Below are 15,404 nucleotides of genomic sequence, written 5' to 3' on the forward strand. Positions count from 1 at the left end.
CGATCAGTCGGCCAGCAGCGCCGCGGGGTCGTCGGCGCGCAGCACCTCTTGCGCCCAGCCCGCAAGCTTGACCGTGTCGCTGCGCAGGATCTGCTGTTTGACCGCGAGGATCTGCGACGGGTGCATGGAGAAGCTGCGCAGGCCCATGCCCAGCAGCAGCCGCGTGAGGGTCACGTCACCCGCCATCTCGCCGCACACGCTCACGCCCTTGCCCTGCTCGCGCGCCTGCGCGATGGTGCTGGCCACGAGCTGCAACACCGCGGGGTGCAGCGGGTCGTAGAGGTGCGACACGGCCTCGTCGGCGCGGTCGATCGCCAGCGTGTACTGGATCAGGTCGTTGGTGCCGATCGAGAGGAAATCGAAATGGCGCAGGAACAGCGGGATGGTGAGCGCGGCCGCGGGCACTTCGATCATGGCGCCGAGCTTCACGGGGCCGTGCGGCACGCCGGCGGCGTCGAGCTGCTCGCGCGCGCGCTGCACCAGCGCCAGGGTCTGGCGGATCTCGCTGCCGTGCGCCAGCATGGGAATGAGCAGGTTCACCGGCCCGTGCGCGGCGGCGCGCAGGATGGCGCGCAGCTGCGCGAGGAACATCGCGGGATCGGCCAGGCTCCAGCGGATCGCGCGCAGGCCCAGCGCGGGATTGAGGTGGTCGTCGCTGCGCGGGGCACCGCGGTCGAGCGGCTTGTCGGCGCCGACGTCGACCGTGCGGATGGTCACCGGCAAACCCTGCATGCCCTCGATGGCGCGGCGGTAGGCCTGGTACTGCTCTTCCTCATCGGGCAGCTGGCCGCTGCGCCCCATGAACAGGAACTCGCTGCGGAACAGCCCAACGCCCATGGCGCCGGCCTTGAGGGCGGCCACCGTGTCGTTGGGCTGCTCGATGTTCGCGAGCAGTTCGATCTTCTGCCCGTCGAGCGTGACCGCGGGCGTGTGCTTGAGGCGCGAGAGCTTCTCGCGCTCCATCTCGACCTGGCGCTGCTTGAAGCCGTACTCGGCCAGCACGATGGGCGAGGGGTCGACCACCACCACGCCGGCATCGCCATCGATCACGACCCAGTCGTCCTGGCGGATCAGGTGGCTCGCCGAGCGCGCGCCCACCACGGCCGGGATGTCCATGCTGCGCGCCACGATCGCGGTGTGGCTGGTCTTGCCGCCCACGTCGGTGACGAAGCCCGCGAAGACGCTCTGCTTGAACTGCAGCATGTCGGCCGGCGACAGGTCGTGCGCGATCAGCACCAGCGGGTCTTCCTTGCCGCGGTTCGCGGCATTGGCCGCGGCCTCGACCGACACCGCGGGCGCCTCGCCGCGCATCACGCGCAGCATGCGGTCCACCACCTGTTCGAGGTCGGCCTTGCGCTCGCGCAGGTAGGGGTCTTCCATCTCGTCGAACTGGCGCGAGATGACCTCGAGCTGCGTGGTCAGCGCCCACTCGGCGTTGTAGTGGCGCTCCACCAGCCAGTGCTTCACGCCGCTCGTGAGCTGCTCGTCCTGCAGCAGCATCAGGTGCACGTCGAGCAGCGCGGTGAGCTCGGGGTGGGCGTCGTTGGGGCCGAGTTCGGCGAGCGAGCGCTGCACCCGCAGGATGTCTTCCACCACCACCGCACGCGCGCGGCGCAGGCGCTCGATCTCGGCCTCGACCTCGTCGGGCGAGATCAGGTAGTGCGCCACGTCGACGCGGCTCGCGGCCACGATCACGGCCCGCCCGATGGCCACGCCCCGGGACACCGCGAGACCGTGGACACTGAAGGTCATGTTGCGCCGCCGGGCCGCCCCAAGGCGGAACAGCCCCCGCGGGGGGCAGCGAGCCGCGAAGCGGCGGAGCGTGGGGGTCTCGTCATTCGCCCTCGCCGAACTTGTCGTCGATCAGGGCGAGGATCGCGTCCATCGCGGCCTGCTCGTCGGGCCCGTTGGTCTCGATCTCCACCGCGGTGCCGATGCCGGCGGCCAGCATCATCACGCCCATGATGCTCTTGGCGTTCACGCGGCGCTCGCCGCGCGCCATGAACACGTCGCACTTGAAAGAGCCCGCCAGCTTGGTGAGCTTGGCCGAGGCGCGGGCGTGCAGGCCCAGCTTATTGCTGATGGTCGCGGTGGTCTTGATCATGCGGGCTTCGTCGGGCCTGGTTCTGGGGAGCGGTCACGGCCACCTGCATCACGCCCTGGGTGGCGCCGATCAGTGCGCGCGAGATGAGCGCGTCGAGCGATTCGTGGCGGTAGCTCACGGTGCGCAACAGCATGGGCAGGTTCACGCCCGTGATGAGCTTGGTGCGCACGCCGTCCACCAGGCGCTGGGCCACGTTGCAGGGCGTGGCGCCGAACACATCGGTGACCACCAGCGTCTGCGGGCGTGCCGTCTGCGCGAGCAGCATGCGCGCCTGCGCCAGCGTTTCTTCGGGCGGCACGTTGGGCTGCACGTCGAGCGCGACCACCGCGTCCTGCGCGTCGGGAAACACGTGCAGCACGCATTGCCGCAGGGCCGAGGCCAGCGGCGCGTGCGCGATCAGCAGGATGCCGTTCATGCGCCCAGTGTAGCGGCGCGGTCCCGCTCGATGCGGCGCCAGCCGCGCCAGAAGGCCGCGTAGGCCGCCAGGCAGCACAGCCCGAACAGCGCGACCGCGCCGCGGTAGCGCGTCGCCTCGTCCCAGCCGAACACCGAGAGCGCGTCGATCGCCAGACCGATGCCCCACTGCAGCAGGAACACGCCCGCGAAGATCACCAGGTTGTAGGCCGACAGCGCCCGCCCGGCGGCCTGCGGCGGCAGGGCGAGCGCCACCGCGGGCTGCGACAGCGCAACGAACGTGGAGCTCACGCAGAACAGCGCCCACACCGGCCAGCCCGCGCGATCGCCCAGCAGCACGATGGCCGCGATCACCAGCAGGCTCGAGGGCAGACCCCAGCCGATCAGCACCTCGGGCCGCAGGCCGCGGTGCGACAGGCGCGGTGTCACCACGCCCCAGAGCCAGAACGCGGTGAGCATGCTCAGGTTGATCGCGAACAGGCCGCCGGCGGCCTCGCCCGGCGTGTAGCCCGCGACCTTGACCATCCAGGGGCCGGCCCACAGCGTCTGCACCGCCACCATGCCGCCGTAGTTGACGAAGCCCACCGGCACCATGGTGCGGAAATAGGCGTTGCGCCAGACCAGGCCGTAGCCGCTTTCGACCGGCTCGTTGTCGGTGTGCGGGTGCGGCTCGGTGCGCCAGCGCGGCACCGCGCTAAAGATCACGGCCATGGACAAGAGCAGCAGCACGGCCAGCGACCAGAACAGGCCGCGCCAGCCCATCACCGGCATCAGCCACTGCACCGGCAGCGTGGCGGCCACCATGCCGAGCGAGCCGGTCATGAGCATCCACGAGTTCGCGCGCAGCTGCGTGGTGGGTGCGAACCAGCGGCGAAAGCCCGTGAGCGGGGCCATGAGGCAGGCGCTCAGGCCCATGCCGGTGAGCACACGCGCGGCGAGCAGGCCCGCGAAGCTGTCGGCCAGCGCGAAGGCCACGCAGCCCAGCACCGCCAGGCCCAGGAACGCGAGCACCACGCGCTTGGGGCCATGGCGGTCGAGCCAGTTGCCCAGCGGCAGTTGGGTGAGCGCGAAGCCGAAGAAGTAGCCGCCCGCGAGCAGGCCCAGATGGCCCGGCGTGAGCGCGAACTCCTGGCTCAGCGTGGGCGAGAGCGTGGCCGTGATCGCACGCACGAGCGCCGACAGGAAATAGGTGAACGCGAAGACCAGGAACACCAGCACCGCGCCGCGGGCGCTGAGCAGGTCGGGCAGGCGTGCGGCCGCCGCCGTGCCGCTCATGGCAGTTCGAGCCCTTCGAAAAAGGTCGCGGCCGCGCGCTCGTCGATGGCCGCGCCGTACACCGCGGCCTGCACGATCAGCGTGCCGCGCGTGGCGTGCACGGCCTGCATGCGCATCGGGGCGCCGCGGTGGTCGCGGCCTTCGGCCTGCAGGCCGATCGCTTCGCTCGCGCCCTTCACGGGCCGGGGTGCACCTGCCGGCGGCCTGTCGGCCAGGGCCGGGTCGGCCTGCAAGGCCAACAGGCTGGCGCGTCGCCAGCCGGCCAGCGCGGGGGCCACGCGGGCCGCATCGCCGACGTCGGCCCAGGCCACGGCGAAGGTCAGGCCACCGGCCTCGCACGAGCGCATCTGCAGGGACGTGGCCACGCCCGCCAGCGGCACCTGGCGTTCGGCCTTCTCAGGCTTGCAGGGCATGAGCGCCTGCAAGGGCGCGCCGTCGGTGGGCAGGGCGCGCCAGTTGAAGGTGGGGGAGCAGGCCGCGAGCAGCAGCGGCGTGGCCAGCAGCGGCAACAGGCCGTTAGGGCGGAACAAGGGCATGAGGGCAGGACAGGCGTGCGCCGAGCGGCGGCGACACCCGGCGCACAATCCGCTCGCGCACAATGCATGCATGAACGAATCTGGACGCCGGAACGCACTGGATGGTATCCGCATCCTCGATTGCTCGCGCGTGCTGGCCGGGCCCTGGTGCACGCAGACCCTCGCCGACCTCGGCGCCGACGTGATCAAGGTCGAGCGGCCACGCAGCGGTTCGCACCCCGGGGGCGACGACACGCGCGGCTGGGGCCCCCCCTTCCTGCGCGGACGCGACGGGCAGGACACCGCCGAGGCCGCCTACTACCTGGGCGCCAACCGCAACAAGCGCTCGATCACCTGCGACCTCTCGACCCCCGCGGGCCAGGCCCTGATCCGCGAGCTCGCCGCGCAGGCCGATGTGTTCGTGGAGAACTACAAGGTCGGCGACATGGCGCGCTACGGCCTCGACTTCGCATCGCTGCACGCGATCAACCCGCGGCTGGTCTACTGCTCCATCACCGGCTTCGGCCAGACCGGCCCTTACAAGGACCGCGCAGGCTACGACTACGCGGTGCAGGGCATGGGCGGGCTCATGAGCATCACGGGCGAACGCGACGACCTGCCCGGCGGCGGGCCGCAAAAAGTGGGCGTGGCCGTGGCCGACCTGTTCACCGGCCTGTACGCCACGGTGGCGATCCAGGCCGCGCTGCGCCATGCCGAGCGCACCGGCGAGGGCCAGCACGTGGACATGGCCCTGCTTGACACCCAGGTGGCCATGCTCGCCAACCTCGGCGCCAACTACCTCGTGCGTGGCCGCGAAGACGGGCAGGTGCCCGGGCGCGCGGGCAACGCCCACGCGAACATCGTGCCCTACCAGGTGTTCGAGGTCGCCCCCGACGCGAACGGCCAAGCGCAACACATCATCCTCGCCGTGGGCAACGACGGGCAGTTCGCGAAGTTCTGCGAGGTGGCCGGCCGCCCCGAGCTCGCCAGCGACGAACGCTTCGCGCGCAACCAGAACCGCGTGCGCCACCGCGCGGTGCTCGTGCCCGAGCTCGAGCGCATCCTCAAGACCCGCGGCAAGGCCGACTGGCTCGCCGCGCTCGAAGCCGCCAAGGTGCCCTGCGGCGCCATCAACAACCTGGCCGAGGTGTTCGCCGACCCCCACGTGCAGCACCGCGGCATGGTGCAGCGTTGGCAGCACCCGTTGGCCGACGCGGTGGACCTGGTGGCGAGCCCGATCAAGATGAGCGCGACGCCGGTGCGCAGCGACCTGCCGCCGCCGCTGCTGGGCGAGCACACCGAGCAGGTGCTGCACGAATGGCTCGGCGCCGATGCCGAGCGGGTGGCGCAACTGCGCGCCGCCGGGGCCATCTGAGCGGCATGGCCTACCAAGCCCTGCCCACCCCCGCTTCGCTGCGCGCCGCCGTGCAGGCCGTGGCTGGCCGCGGCGAGCCCCTGGTCGTCATGACCACGCTGCGCGGCTGCGTCTACTGCGAGCTCGTGCGCAACAGTTACCTGCACCCCCTCATGCGCGAGGGCAAGGCCTTTGCGGTGCAGCTCGACGTGCAGGACCGCGCCACCACGATCCAGGACTTCGACGGCCACACCACCACCCCCGCGGCGCTGGCAGAAACCTGGAAGGCCGGCTTCACGCCGACGGTGATGTTTTTCGGCCCGGACGGCCGGGAGCGGGCGGAACGGCTGGTGGGCGTGTCGTCTCGCGACTTCTACGGCGAGTACCTGAACCAGCGGCTCGAGACGGCGCGGCAGGGACTCAGGAAGTAGCGTCCGCTCACTTCAGGGCGCCGAACACCTTCTTGAGAAGGGCGCTGCCCGTGCCCACCGGGTCCTGGCGAATCTTGCGCTCTTCCTCGCCGATGATGGTGTACAGCCCGTCGAGCGACTTGCCGGTCACGTAGCGCTCGATGTTCGCGTCTTCCTTCTTCACGAGGCCCAGGCCCGCGGCGCGTTCGGCCACGCGGTTGTAGCTGCGCGCCAGCCCGACCTTCTCCGTGGTGCGCGTGACCACGGGCAGGAACTTCTCGCCCAGCGGCACGCGGGTCTTGTCGGCAAAGAACTGGGTCACGGCGTTGTCGCCGCCGCCCAGGATGTTCTTGGCGTCGGTCACGCTCATCGACTTGACCGCGCCGACCAGCAGGTCCTTGCCCAGCGGCACCGCCTGCTCGGCGGCGCGGTTCATGCCGGTGATCAGCTCGTCCACGCGCGGGCCCTGGCCGGTCATTTTGAGCAGCTTGGCCGCGTCTTCCAGATAACCGGGCAGCGGAATCCGAACTTTCGGGTTGCCCAGGAATCCATCGGTCTTGCCCAGCAAGCCAACGGCAGCCAGCGCGCCCTTTTCGAGCGCCGCCCGGATGCCCGCGGTGGCATCCTTGTCGGACAGGTCGGACAAGGACAGCGCCCAGGCTTGCCGGTGAGCGGCGACAATCAGCAGCCCCAGGCTGCTGATGGATGCGACTTGGAACTGGCGGCGCTGCATGGAAAACCCCCGGTGGTGACAGGCCAGGCACTGTAGATGGCGAGACCCGAAATGACAAACCCGATGATGCCCCAGCGACGCGCCCTGCTTGGCGCCGGCGCGGTGCTGGGCGCAGGCGCCCTGCTCGGCCTGAGCGGCTGCAGCGGCCGCGAAGACGCCCCCGATTCGAACTTCGTGCTGTTGGACGGCACCGCGATGCGCACCGCCGACCTGCGCGGCAAGGTGACCCTGGTGAACTTCTGGGCCACCACCTGCGTGACCTGTGTGAAGGAAATGCCTTCGCTGGTCGCCACCCACCACAAGTACGCGCCCAAGGGATACGAGACCGTGGCCGTGGCCATGAGCTACGACCCGCCTGCCTGGGTGGTGAACTTCGCGCAGTCGCGCCAGTTGCCCTTCAAGGTGGCCCTGGACAACACGGGCGACATCGCCAAGGCCTGGGGTGACGTGAAGCTCACGCCCACCACCTACCTGCTCGACAAGCAGGGCCAGATCGTCAAGCGCTACGTGGGCGAGCCCGAGATGCAGGCCCTGCACACGCTGATCGAGAAGCTGCTGGCGGCCTGAGCGAGCGGATCTGTGCGCCAGCAAAAAGGCCGGGTGGAAACACCCGGCCTTTTTGCTACGCGAGGCGCTGCGCGGATCAGTTCTTGCGGAAGTCGTCGTGGCAGGCCTTGCAGCTCGCGCCCGCGGCGCCGAACGAGGCCTTGATGGCGTCGAGGTTGCCCGTTTTCGCCGCGGCGGCGAGCTTGGTGACCTCGGTCTGCGCCTTGTCGGCAGCGGCCTTGAACTTGGCCTGTTCGGTCCAGATCGCGGGCTCGGCGCGGGTGTCGCCCTTGTCGGTGCCCGGGCCGAAGGCCTCCCACGGCAGCTTGACCGCCATTTCGATCACGGCGCCGCTTTCGGCTGCGGCCTTGGCATCGAAAGGCGCGCGGCCGTTGGCCATCGCGCCCAGGCGGCCGAAGTGGGTGGCGAGCACGGTGAAGCTGGCCTTGCGGTACTTGATGGCGTCTTCGGGCTTCTGGAACTGGGCCATGGCGGGCGCGGCCAGGGTGCCGGCGGCGACAGCCAGCGCAAGTGAGGCGATCAACTTCATGGAGAGACTCCGATTTGAGGTGTGGGTGGCCGGCAAGGGGCCGGCGCGCGTGGGGGGATTCGCAACCGCTAAAGTTCCAATGGAACCCGCAGGGTTTTACCCGATCCTTTCGTCACCCGCTTTCCGGAGCCACACATGCACCCTGTCCGCATTTGGGATCTGCCCACCCGTGTCTTTCACTGGCTGCTCGCGCTGAGCGTGTTCGGCCTGATCGTGACCGGCACGCTGGGCGGCAGCTGGATGAACTGGCACATGCGCCTGGGCTATGCGGTGCTCGCGCTGCTGCTGTTTCGCCTGGTGTGGGGCCTGATCGGCGGGCACTGGTCGCGTTTTGCCAGTTTCCTGTACGGGCCGGGCGCGCTGCTGCGGTACCTGCGCGGGCAGTCGCCCGCGGACCATTCTGCCGGTCACAGTCCCCTGGGCGCGCTCTCGGTGTTCGCGCTCTTGTTCATCCTGCTGGCCCAGGTGGGCACCGGCCTGATCAGCGACGACGAGATCGCCACCTTCGGGCCGCTGGTGCGCTTCGTCTCGGGCGAGACGGTGGTGGCCGCCACGGGCTACCACAAGGAGGTCGGCAAGCTGCTGATCCTGGGCCTGGTGGTGCTGCACATCGTGGCCATCGTGGTCTACCGGCTGGTCAAGCGACAGGCCCTCACGCGGGCCATGCTCACCGGCGACAAGCACCTGCCGGTACCCGTGCCCGCTTCGCGCGACACCCTGGGCACCCGCCTGCTGGCCCTGTCGGTCCTGTTGGCGTCCGGCGCCGTGGTGTGGTGGCTGGTGCGCCTGGGCCAGGTCACCTACTGAGGCCGCTCGCGTATAGTGCCCTTCGCCGCCATTGAAGCCCACGGCGCCTGCACGACGATGCCCGATCCCTCCGCCAACGCCGCCATCGAGCTGCGACTGGCCGAATCCGCCGAAGACCTGCAAGCCATTCGAGCGCTGTTCCTGGACTACCAGGCCTCACTCGACGTGGACCTGTGCTTCCAGGGTTTCGCCCACGAGGTCGACCACCTGCCCGGCGAATACGCCGCACCCGGCGGCGCCTTGCTGCTGGCGCTGGTCGATGGTGAGCCCGCGGGCTGCTGCGCGTTGCGGCCGCTGCACAGCAGCGACCACCTGAACGCCTGCGAAATGAAACGCCTGTTCGTGCGCACCGCATTCCGCGGCTTCGGCCTGGGGCGCCAGCTGGTGGACCGCATCCTCACGCAGGCGCAAATCGCGGGTTACGACACCATGCTGCTCGACACGCTGTCCGACATGGAGGCGGCCCGCGCCCTGTACCAGGAGGCGGGCTTCGTCGAGATCGCGCCCTACTACCACAACCCCATTGCGGGGGCGCACTACCTCAAGGTCGACCTCTGAGGCCGGCGCTCACAGCGCCTTGGCCTGGGCCAGCAGCGTGCCGGCATCGCTCACCTCGAACTTGCCCGGGGCTTCGATGTTGAGCGACTTCACCACGCCATCCTTCACGAGCATCGAGTAGCGGTTGCTGCGCAGGCCCATGCCGCGCGCCGTCAGGTCCAACGTGAGGCCCGTGGCCTTGGTGTAGTCGGCGCTGCCGTCGCCCAGCATGCGAACCGTGCCGGCGGTCTTCTGATCGCGCGCCCAGGCGCCCATCACGAAGGCGTCGTTGACGCTGATGCACCAGATCTCGTCGACCCCGGCGGCCTTGAACTCGGCGGCCTGCTGCACGAAGCCCGGCACGTGCTTGGCCGAGCAGGTGGGGGTGAACGCGCCGGGCAGCGCGAAGATCGCGATCGTCTTGCCCGCGCTGGCCTTGTGCACGTCGACGGGGTTGGGGCCAATGCTGCAGCCTTCGCCTTCGACCTCGCTGTATTCCATCAGCGTGCCGGCGGGCAGCTTGTCTCCGACCTTGATCATGGTGACTCCTCGTGTTGGGGGGCTGGAAAAGAAAAAAGCGACCGGATTGTCGGTCGCTTTTTCGAGGCGTGTCGCCCGGGGCCCGAATGGGACTCAGACGATGGCGGCCTTTTGCACCAGGCGGCTGGCCACCCAGTTCTTGGTCTTGGAGATCGGGCGGCTCTCGGTGATCTCGATCAGATCGCCCAGCTTGTATTCGCCCTTTTCGTCGTGCGCGTGGTACTTGCTCGACTTGATCACGATCTTGTCGTAGATCGGGTGCTTCACGCGACGCTCGACCAGGACCGTCACGGTCTTGGCACGCTTGTCACTGACCACCTTGCCGATGAGGGTGCGCTGGAGGGAGGTTTTGGCTTCCGTCATGGTTCGCTCCTTCACTTGGCGGCAGCGCGCTGCTTCTCGGCCAGGATGGTCTTGGCGCGAGCGATGGCACGGCGGGTGTCACCCAGCGTGGCGGTGTTGTTGAGTTGTTGCGTGGCCTTCTGCATGCGAAGACCGAAATGGGCCTTCTGCAGCGATTTGACTTCGGCTTCGAGGCCGGCCACGTCCTTCTGGCGCAGTTCAGCAGATTTCATTGTGAGTTCTCCTGAATCACTGACCCAGCATGCGCGTCACGAAGGTGGTGCGCAGGGGAAGTTTGGCGGCGGCCAGGGCGAAGGCTTCGCGAGCGAGTTGCTCGGGCACGCCAACGATTTCGTACAGCACCTTGCCGGGCTGGATTTCGGCCACGTAGTACTCGACCGAACCCTTGCCGTTGCCCATACGGACTTCAGCGGGCTTCTGCGAGATCGGCTTGTCCGGGAACACGCGGATCCAGATGCGGCCGCCCCGTTTGACGTGACGGGAGATCGCGCGGCGCGCGGCCTCGATCTGGCGGGCCGTCAGGCGGCCGCGGTCGGTGGACTTGAGACCGAAGTCGCCAAAGGCCACGGTGGCGCCGCTGGTGGCGACGCCGGTGTTACGGCCTTTGTGCTCCTTGCGGTACTTGCGACGAGCGGGTTGCAACATGTTTATTCTCCTTTGCCGTCCGCAGCTGCAGGTGCGGGCGCGTCTTTGCGAACACGCTTAACGGCGGGTTTGGAATCACCACCCGTGGCTTCGGCGGGCTTGTCGCTGCCGTCGGCGGGAGCGGTGTTGGTGCCACGGCGAACAGCGGCGCGGGCAGCCGGACCGGCCGGACGCTCACGCTCACGGCGCGGGCCACGCGGGCGGCGCTCTTCTTCGGGGCGCGGCTCGGCGACCACAGGCGCGTCGTTGCGACCCAGGGTGTCGCCCTTGTAGACCCACACCTTGACGCCGATAACACCGTAGGTGGTCTTGGCTTCGGAGGTGCCGTAGTCGATGTCGGCGCGCAGGGTGTGCAGGGGCACGCGGCCTTCGCGGTACCACTCGGTGCGGGCGATCTCGATGCCGTTCAGACGACCGGCGCTCATGATCTTGATGCCCTGGGCACCGAGGCGCATGGCGTTCTGCATCGCGCGCTTCATGGCGCGGCGGAACATGATGCGCTTCTCGAGCTGCTGGGTGATCGAGTCGGCGATCAGCTTGGCATCGATCTCGGGCTTGCGCACTTCTTCGATGTTCACGGCCACCGGCACGCCGAGCTTGGCGGCCAGGTCCTTCTTGAGCTTCTCGATGTCCTCGCCCTTCTTGCCGATCACCACGCCCGGACGTGCCGAGTAGATGGTGATGCGGGCGTTCTTGGCGGGGCGCTCGATCACCACGCGCGAGACGGCGGCGTTCTTGAGCTTGCCCTTGAGGTACTCACGCACCTTGATGTCTTCGGCCAGCATGCCGGCGAAGTCGCGGTTGCTGGCGTACCAACGGCTGGCCCAGTTGCGCGAGACGGCCAGGCGGAAGCCGGTCGGGTTGATTTTCTGTCCCATGTTCCTGTGCCTCTCAGTTGCCGACCGTCACGTAGATGTGACACGTGGGTTTGCTGATGCGGTTGCCACGGCCTTTGGCGCGGGCCTCGAAACGCTTGAGCGTCGTGCCTTGCTCGACGTAGATCGTCTTCACGCGCAGCTCGTCGATGTCGGCACCGTCGTTGTGCTCGGCATTGGCGATGGCGGATTCGAGGGCCTTCTTGACGATGCCAGCGGCCTTCTTCTGGGTGAAGGACAGGATGTTGAGGGCCTGGTCCACCTTCTTGCCACGGATCAGGTCGGCCACGAGGCGGCCTTTGTCCACCGACAGGCGCACGCCACGGACGACAGAGCGGGTTTCCGTACTCATGGTCTTTCCTTACTTCTTGGCTTTCTTGTCACCCGGATGGCCCTTGAAGGTGCGCGTCAGGGAGAACTCGCCGAGCTTGTGACCGACCATCTGGTCGGTGATGTACACCGGCACGTGCTGCTTGCCGTTGTGCACGGCGATCGTCAGGCCGATGAACTCGGGCAGGACCATCGAACGGCGCGACCAGGTCTTGACCGGCTTCTTGTCCTTGGTGGCCTGGGCTTTCTCAACCTTGGCCAGCAGGTGGTGATCCACGAAGGGACCCTTTTTGAGCGAACGAGTCATGTGGTCAACCCCTTACTTCTTGCGACGCGAGACGATCATCGACTGCGTGCGGCGGTTGTTGCGGGTACGGTAGCCCTTCGTGAGGTTGCCCCACGGATCCACCGGAGCGCGACCCTCGCCGGTCTTGCCTTCACCACCACCGTGCGGGTGGTCGATCGGGTTCATGGCGGTACCGCGAACGGTCGGGCGGATGCCCATATGGCGCTTCACACCGGCCTTGCCGATCTGGCGCAGGCTGTGCTCGGTGTTCGACACCTCGCCGATGGTGGCGCGGCAGTCCACGTGGATCTTGCGCACTTCACCCGAGCGCATGCGCACCTGGGCGTAGATGCCTTCGCGGGCCAGCAGCACGGCGGAAGCACCGGCCGAGCGCGCGATCTGCGCGCCCTTGCCGACCTGCAGCTCGATGCAGTGGATCGTCGAACCGACGGGAATGTTGCGGATCGGCAGCGTGTTGCCCACGCGGATGGGCGACTCCGAACCCGACAGCAGCGTGGCGCCCACCTCGACGCCACGGGGCGCGATGATGTAGCGGCGCTCGCCATCGGCGTAGCACAGCAGCGCGATGTGCGCGGTGCGGTTCGGGTCGTACTCGATGCGCTCGACCTTGGCCGGGATGTTGTCCTTGTTGCGACGGAAGTCGACCACGCGGTAGTGGTGCTTGGCACCACCACCCTTGTGGCGGGTGGTGATGTGGCCGTTGTTGTTGCGGCCCGACTTCTGGTGCTGGGGTTCCAGCAGGGGCGCAAAACCGGAGCCTTTGTGCAGGGTTTCGCGCGTGACCTTCACCATGCCGCGACGGCCTGGCGAGGTCGGTTTCATCTTGATCACAGCCATGATTACGCGGCCTCCCCACCGAAGTTGAGTTCCTGGCCCGGCATCAGGGTCACGTAGGCCTTGCGAACGTGATCGCGGCGGCCGACGGTCTTGCCGAAGCGCTTGGTCTTGCCCTTCTGGTTCACGACCGACACGCCCTTGACCTGCACCTTGAACATGAGCTCAACGGCGGCCTTGATTTCGGGCTTGGTGGCGTCGCGCAGCACCTTGAAGAGCACGGCGTTGGATTTCTCGGCCGCCATGGTGGCCTTCTCGGACACGATCGGTGCCACGAGGACCTGCATCAGGCGGCCTTCGTCGAATTGAATGGCGCTCATGCGAACATCTCCTTGAGCTGCTCGATCGCCGCCTTGGTGACGATCACTTTCTTGTAGTGCACCAGCGACAGCGGATCGGCGTAACGCGGCTCGACCACGAGCACGTTCACCAGGTTGCGCGAGGCCAGGTACAGGTTCTCGTCAACCTCGTCGGCGATCACGAGGACCGAGGTCTTGAGGTTCAGGGCCTTGAACTTGTCGGCGAGCTGCTTGGTCTTGGGCGAATCGACCTTGATCGACTCGACCACCGACAGGCGGCCTTCACGCAGCAGTTGCGAGAAGATGGACGCCATGCCGGCGCGGTACATCTTCTTGTTGATCTTCTGGGTGAAGTTCTCGTCGGGGCTGTTCGGGAAGATGCGACCGCCCCCGCGCCACAGCGGCGACGAGGTCATGCCGGCGCGAGCGCGGCCGGTGCCCTTCTGCTTGAACGGCTTCTTGGTCGAGTGCTTGACCATCTGGCGGTCTTTTTGCGCACGCGTACCTTGACGGGCGTTGGCCTGATAGGCCACCACGAGCTGGTGGATCAGCGCCTCGTTGTAATCGCGACCGAAGACGGTCTCGGGCACGTCCACTTTGGACGCGGCCTGACCCTGGTCATTGAGGAGTTCGACTTGCATCACTTCGCTCCTTTGGCGGCCTGGGCCTTGATGGCCGGGCGCACGGTGACGAAGCCACCCTTGGAGCCGGGAACGGCGCCTTTGACGAGCAGCAGTTGGCGCGCCTCGTCCACACGAACGATGTCGAGGTTCTGGGTGGTCACGGTCTCATCGCCCATGTGACCCGTCATGCGCTTGCCCGGGAACACGCGGCCCGGGTCCTGGGCCATGGAGATGGAGCCCGGGACGTTGTGCGAACGGCTGTTGCCGTGCGACGCACGCTGCGAACCGAAGTTGTGGCGCTTGATGGTGCCGGCGAAGCCTTTACCGATCGAGGTGCCCTGCACGTCGACCTTCTGGCCGGCGGCGAACAGCGCGTTGGCGGCCACGACGGCGCCCGGCTGGTACTGGGCAGCCACGTCGGCGGCGACGCGGAATTCCTGGATGATTTCACCGGCTTCGGCGCCGGCTTTGGCCAGATGACCGGCCACCGGCTTGGTGACACGGGAGGCACGGCGCTTGCCGAAGGTGACTTGCAGCGCGTCGTAGCCGTCGTTGGCCTGGGTCTTGACTTGGGTGACGCGGTTGTTCGACACGTCGATCACCGTGACAGGCACTGCGTCCCCGTCGTCGGTGAAAAGGCGCATCATGCCCACCTTGCGGCCCAACAACCCGAGGGAGTTGCTCAGACTCATTGTTTTCTCCGTTCCCGACTGCAATTGGCCGGGGCTGATGGTGCGAAACCGGGGTTTCGCGCGAAGGGCCGGATCCCTGCGGGATGTGCCGGCGCCACGAAATCTCCAGCCAGAAGCTGGAAAGCCCGCCAGTATAGCCAGCGGGCTTTCTTTCTGCAAGCGCCGCCGGGCGTTTCCGCCTGGCGGAGGCTCAGGGCCTTATTGCAGCTTGATCTCGACGTCCACGCCCGCGGGCAGGTCGAGCTTCATGAGCGCGTCGACCGTCTTGTCGGTCGGGTCGACGATGTCCATGAGGCGCTGGTGCGTGCGGATCTCGAACTGGTCGCGGCTGGTCTTGTTGACGTGCGGCGAGCGCAGGATATCGAAACGCTTCATGCGCGTGGGCAGGGGCACGGGGCCCTTGACGATGGCACCGGTGCGCTTGGCGGTCTCGACGATCTCGGCGGCCGAGGTGTCGATCAGCTTGTAGTCGAAGGCCTTGAGGCGGATGCGGATCTTTTGCTTGGTGGACATGCGATCGCTCCTTACTCGATGATCTTGGCCACGACGCCGGCGCCGACGGTGCGGCCGCCTTCGCGGATGGCAAAGCGCAGGCCTTCTTCCATGGCGATCGGGGCGATCAGCTTGACGGTGATCGACACGTTGTCGCCC

At 67.8% G+C, this 15,404-nt stretch carries 24 protein-coding genes and 1 pseudogene; 5 read left to right on the forward strand and 20 right to left on the reverse strand.

All coding sequences use genetic code 11. The features are described from left to right. Nucleotides 1-3 precede the first annotated feature (3 nt). The 5 genes from ptsP to WDZ95_RS14540 all read right to left on the reverse strand — a co-directional run bounded on the left by ptsP (nt 4) and on the right by WDZ95_RS14540 (nt 4,329). Complete coding sequence (ptsP, locus tag WDZ95_RS14520) at nt 4-1,752, reverse strand: phosphoenolpyruvate--protein phosphotransferase (protein WP_166228668.1); 1,749 nt, start codon at nt 1,750-1,752, stop codon at nt 4-6. Between the two features lie 82 nt (nt 1,753-1,834). Then, a complete protein-coding gene (locus tag WDZ95_RS14525; protein WP_166228670.1) occupies nt 1,835-2,104 on the reverse strand; it encodes an HPr family phosphocarrier protein in 270 nt (89 codons plus the stop codon). Then, nucleotides 2,073-2,519 carry a PTS sugar transporter subunit IIA gene (locus WDZ95_RS14530; RefSeq protein WP_425779379.1) on the reverse strand — a complete coding sequence of 149 codons (447 nt, stop codon included), beginning with the start codon at nt 2,517-2,519 and terminating at the stop codon, nt 2,073-2,075. The genes WDZ95_RS14525 and WDZ95_RS14530 overlap by 32 nt, the downstream gene beginning before the upstream one ends. Next, nucleotides 2,516-3,793, reverse strand: a complete 1,278-nt coding sequence (locus tag WDZ95_RS14535) for an MFS transporter (protein ID WP_425779381.1) — start codon at nt 3,791-3,793, stop codon at nt 2,516-2,518. The genes WDZ95_RS14530 and WDZ95_RS14535 overlap by 4 nt, the downstream gene beginning before the upstream one ends. Beyond that, the gene (locus WDZ95_RS14540; protein ID WP_425779383.1) at nt 3,790-4,329 is read right to left on the reverse strand and encodes a hypothetical protein; all 540 of its coding nucleotides are present in this window, start codon (nt 4,327-4,329) and stop codon (nt 3,790-3,792) included. Before WDZ95_RS14540 ends, WDZ95_RS14535 begins: the two co-directional genes overlap by 4 nt. Nucleotides 4,330-4,399: 70 nt before the next feature. On the opposite strand from WDZ95_RS14540, the gene WDZ95_RS14545 reads away from it, so the two are divergent. Further along, nucleotides 4,400-5,683, forward strand: coding sequence for a CaiB/BaiF CoA transferase family protein (locus WDZ95_RS14545; RefSeq protein WP_425779385.1), 1,284 nt, complete (start codon nt 4,400-4,402; stop codon nt 5,681-5,683). Nucleotides 5,684-5,688: 5 nt separating this feature from the next. Further along, entirely contained in the window at nt 5,689-6,093 is a 405-nt protein-coding gene (locus WDZ95_RS14550; RefSeq protein ID WP_425779387.1) for a thioredoxin fold domain-containing protein, read from the forward strand. A 7-nt stretch (nt 6,094-6,100) separates the two neighbouring features. On the opposite strand, the gene WDZ95_RS14555 is transcribed toward WDZ95_RS14550, so the two are convergent. Beyond that, nucleotides 6,101-6,805 carry a DUF4197 domain-containing protein gene (locus WDZ95_RS14555; RefSeq protein ID WP_425779389.1) on the reverse strand — a complete coding sequence of 235 codons (705 nt, stop codon included), beginning with the start codon at nt 6,803-6,805 and terminating at the stop codon, nt 6,101-6,103. A 63-nt stretch (nt 6,806-6,868) separates the two neighbouring features. Here WDZ95_RS14555 and WDZ95_RS14560 point away from each other — a divergent pair, with 63 nt between their 5' ends. Further along, nucleotides 6,869-7,372, forward strand: a complete 504-nt coding sequence (locus tag WDZ95_RS14560) for a TlpA family protein disulfide reductase (RefSeq protein WP_425779391.1) — start codon at nt 6,869-6,871, stop codon at nt 7,370-7,372. Nucleotides 7,373-7,448: 76 nt separating this feature from the next. On the opposite strand, the gene WDZ95_RS14565 is transcribed toward WDZ95_RS14560, so the two are convergent. Then, nucleotides 7,449-7,901, reverse strand: a complete 453-nt coding sequence (locus WDZ95_RS14565) for a c-type cytochrome (RefSeq protein ID WP_166228682.1) — start codon at nt 7,899-7,901, stop codon at nt 7,449-7,451. A gap of 135 nt (nt 7,902-8,036) precedes the next feature. Here WDZ95_RS14565 and WDZ95_RS14570 point away from each other — a divergent pair, with 135 nt between their 5' ends. Further along, nucleotides 8,037-8,708 carry a cytochrome b/b6 domain-containing protein gene (locus WDZ95_RS14570; RefSeq protein WP_425779393.1) on the forward strand — a complete coding sequence of 224 codons (672 nt, stop codon included), beginning with the start codon at nt 8,037-8,039 and terminating at the stop codon, nt 8,706-8,708. 57 nt (nt 8,709-8,765) lie between these two features. Next, a complete protein-coding gene (locus WDZ95_RS14575) occupies nt 8,766-9,266 on the forward strand; it encodes a GNAT family N-acetyltransferase (RefSeq protein WP_425779395.1) in 501 nt (166 codons plus the stop codon). A 9-nt stretch (nt 9,267-9,275) separates the two neighbouring features. Here the strand turns inward: WDZ95_RS14575 and WDZ95_RS14580 are convergent, their stop codons facing one another. The 13 genes and pseudogenes from WDZ95_RS14580 to WDZ95_RS14640 form a co-directional block, all read right to left on the reverse strand. After that, nucleotides 9,276-9,785 carry a peroxiredoxin gene (locus WDZ95_RS14580; RefSeq protein WP_425779397.1) on the reverse strand — a complete coding sequence of 170 codons (510 nt, stop codon included), beginning with the start codon at nt 9,783-9,785 and terminating at the stop codon, nt 9,276-9,278. A 93-nt stretch (nt 9,786-9,878) separates the two neighbouring features. Continuing rightward, nucleotides 9,879-10,148, reverse strand: a complete 270-nt coding sequence (rpsQ, locus tag WDZ95_RS14585) for a 30S ribosomal protein S17 (protein ID WP_166228689.1) — start codon at nt 10,146-10,148, stop codon at nt 9,879-9,881. An 11-nt stretch (nt 10,149-10,159) separates the two neighbouring features. Beyond that, entirely contained in the window at nt 10,160-10,360 is a 201-nt protein-coding gene (gene rpmC, locus WDZ95_RS14590) for a 50S ribosomal protein L29 (RefSeq protein WP_166228691.1), read from the reverse strand. Nucleotides 10,361-10,376: 16 nt separating this feature from the next. Continuing rightward, complete coding sequence (gene rplP, locus WDZ95_RS14595; RefSeq protein ID WP_166228693.1) at nt 10,377-10,793, reverse strand: 50S ribosomal protein L16; 417 nt, start codon at nt 10,791-10,793, stop codon at nt 10,377-10,379. A gap of 2 nt (nt 10,794-10,795) precedes the next feature. Continuing rightward, the gene (rpsC, locus tag WDZ95_RS14600; RefSeq protein WP_166228695.1) at nt 10,796-11,671 is read right to left on the reverse strand and encodes a 30S ribosomal protein S3; all 876 of its coding nucleotides are present in this window, start codon (nt 11,669-11,671) and stop codon (nt 10,796-10,798) included. Nucleotides 11,672-11,684: 13 nt separating this feature from the next. Next, complete coding sequence (rplV, locus tag WDZ95_RS14605) at nt 11,685-12,020, reverse strand: 50S ribosomal protein L22 (protein ID WP_166228697.1); 336 nt, start codon at nt 12,018-12,020, stop codon at nt 11,685-11,687. Between the two features lie 9 nt (nt 12,021-12,029). Further along, the gene (rpsS, locus tag WDZ95_RS14610) at nt 12,030-12,305 is read right to left on the reverse strand and encodes a 30S ribosomal protein S19 (protein ID WP_166228699.1); all 276 of its coding nucleotides are present in this window, start codon (nt 12,303-12,305) and stop codon (nt 12,030-12,032) included. A 12-nt stretch (nt 12,306-12,317) separates the two neighbouring features. Further along, on the reverse strand, nt 12,318-13,142 hold the full coding sequence (gene rplB, locus WDZ95_RS14615) for a 50S ribosomal protein L2 (protein WP_166228701.1): 825 nt from the start codon (nt 13,140-13,142) through the stop codon (nt 12,318-12,320). 2 nt (nt 13,143-13,144) lie between these two features. Next, on the reverse strand, nt 13,145-13,459 hold the full coding sequence (gene rplW, locus WDZ95_RS14620; protein WP_166228703.1) for a 50S ribosomal protein L23: 315 nt from the start codon (nt 13,457-13,459) through the stop codon (nt 13,145-13,147). Beyond that, nucleotides 13,456-14,079 carry a 50S ribosomal protein L4 gene (rplD, locus tag WDZ95_RS14625; protein ID WP_425779401.1) on the reverse strand — a complete coding sequence of 208 codons (624 nt, stop codon included), beginning with the start codon at nt 14,077-14,079 and terminating at the stop codon, nt 13,456-13,458. The genes rplW and rplD overlap by 4 nt, the downstream gene beginning before the upstream one ends. Then, nucleotides 14,079-14,753 (reverse strand): 50S ribosomal protein L3, encoded by a 675-nt coding sequence (rplC, locus tag WDZ95_RS14630; RefSeq protein ID WP_287470248.1) that lies wholly within the window; start codon nt 14,751-14,753, stop codon nt 14,079-14,081. The genes rplD and rplC overlap by 1 nt, the downstream gene beginning before the upstream one ends. Before the next feature lie 198 nt (nt 14,754-14,951). Further along, a complete protein-coding gene (rpsJ, locus tag WDZ95_RS14635; RefSeq protein ID WP_166228709.1) occupies nt 14,952-15,266 on the reverse strand; it encodes a 30S ribosomal protein S10 in 315 nt (104 codons plus the stop codon). Between the two features lie 11 nt (nt 15,267-15,277). Next, nucleotides 15,278-15,404: pseudogene (locus tag WDZ95_RS14640) on the reverse strand (elongation factor Tu); the annotation flags it as partial.

This window comes from Hydrogenophaga sp. T2, assembly GCF_049843535.1.
Classification (GTDB): domain Bacteria; phylum Pseudomonadota; class Gammaproteobacteria; order Burkholderiales; family Burkholderiaceae_C; genus Hydrogenophaga; species Hydrogenophaga crocea.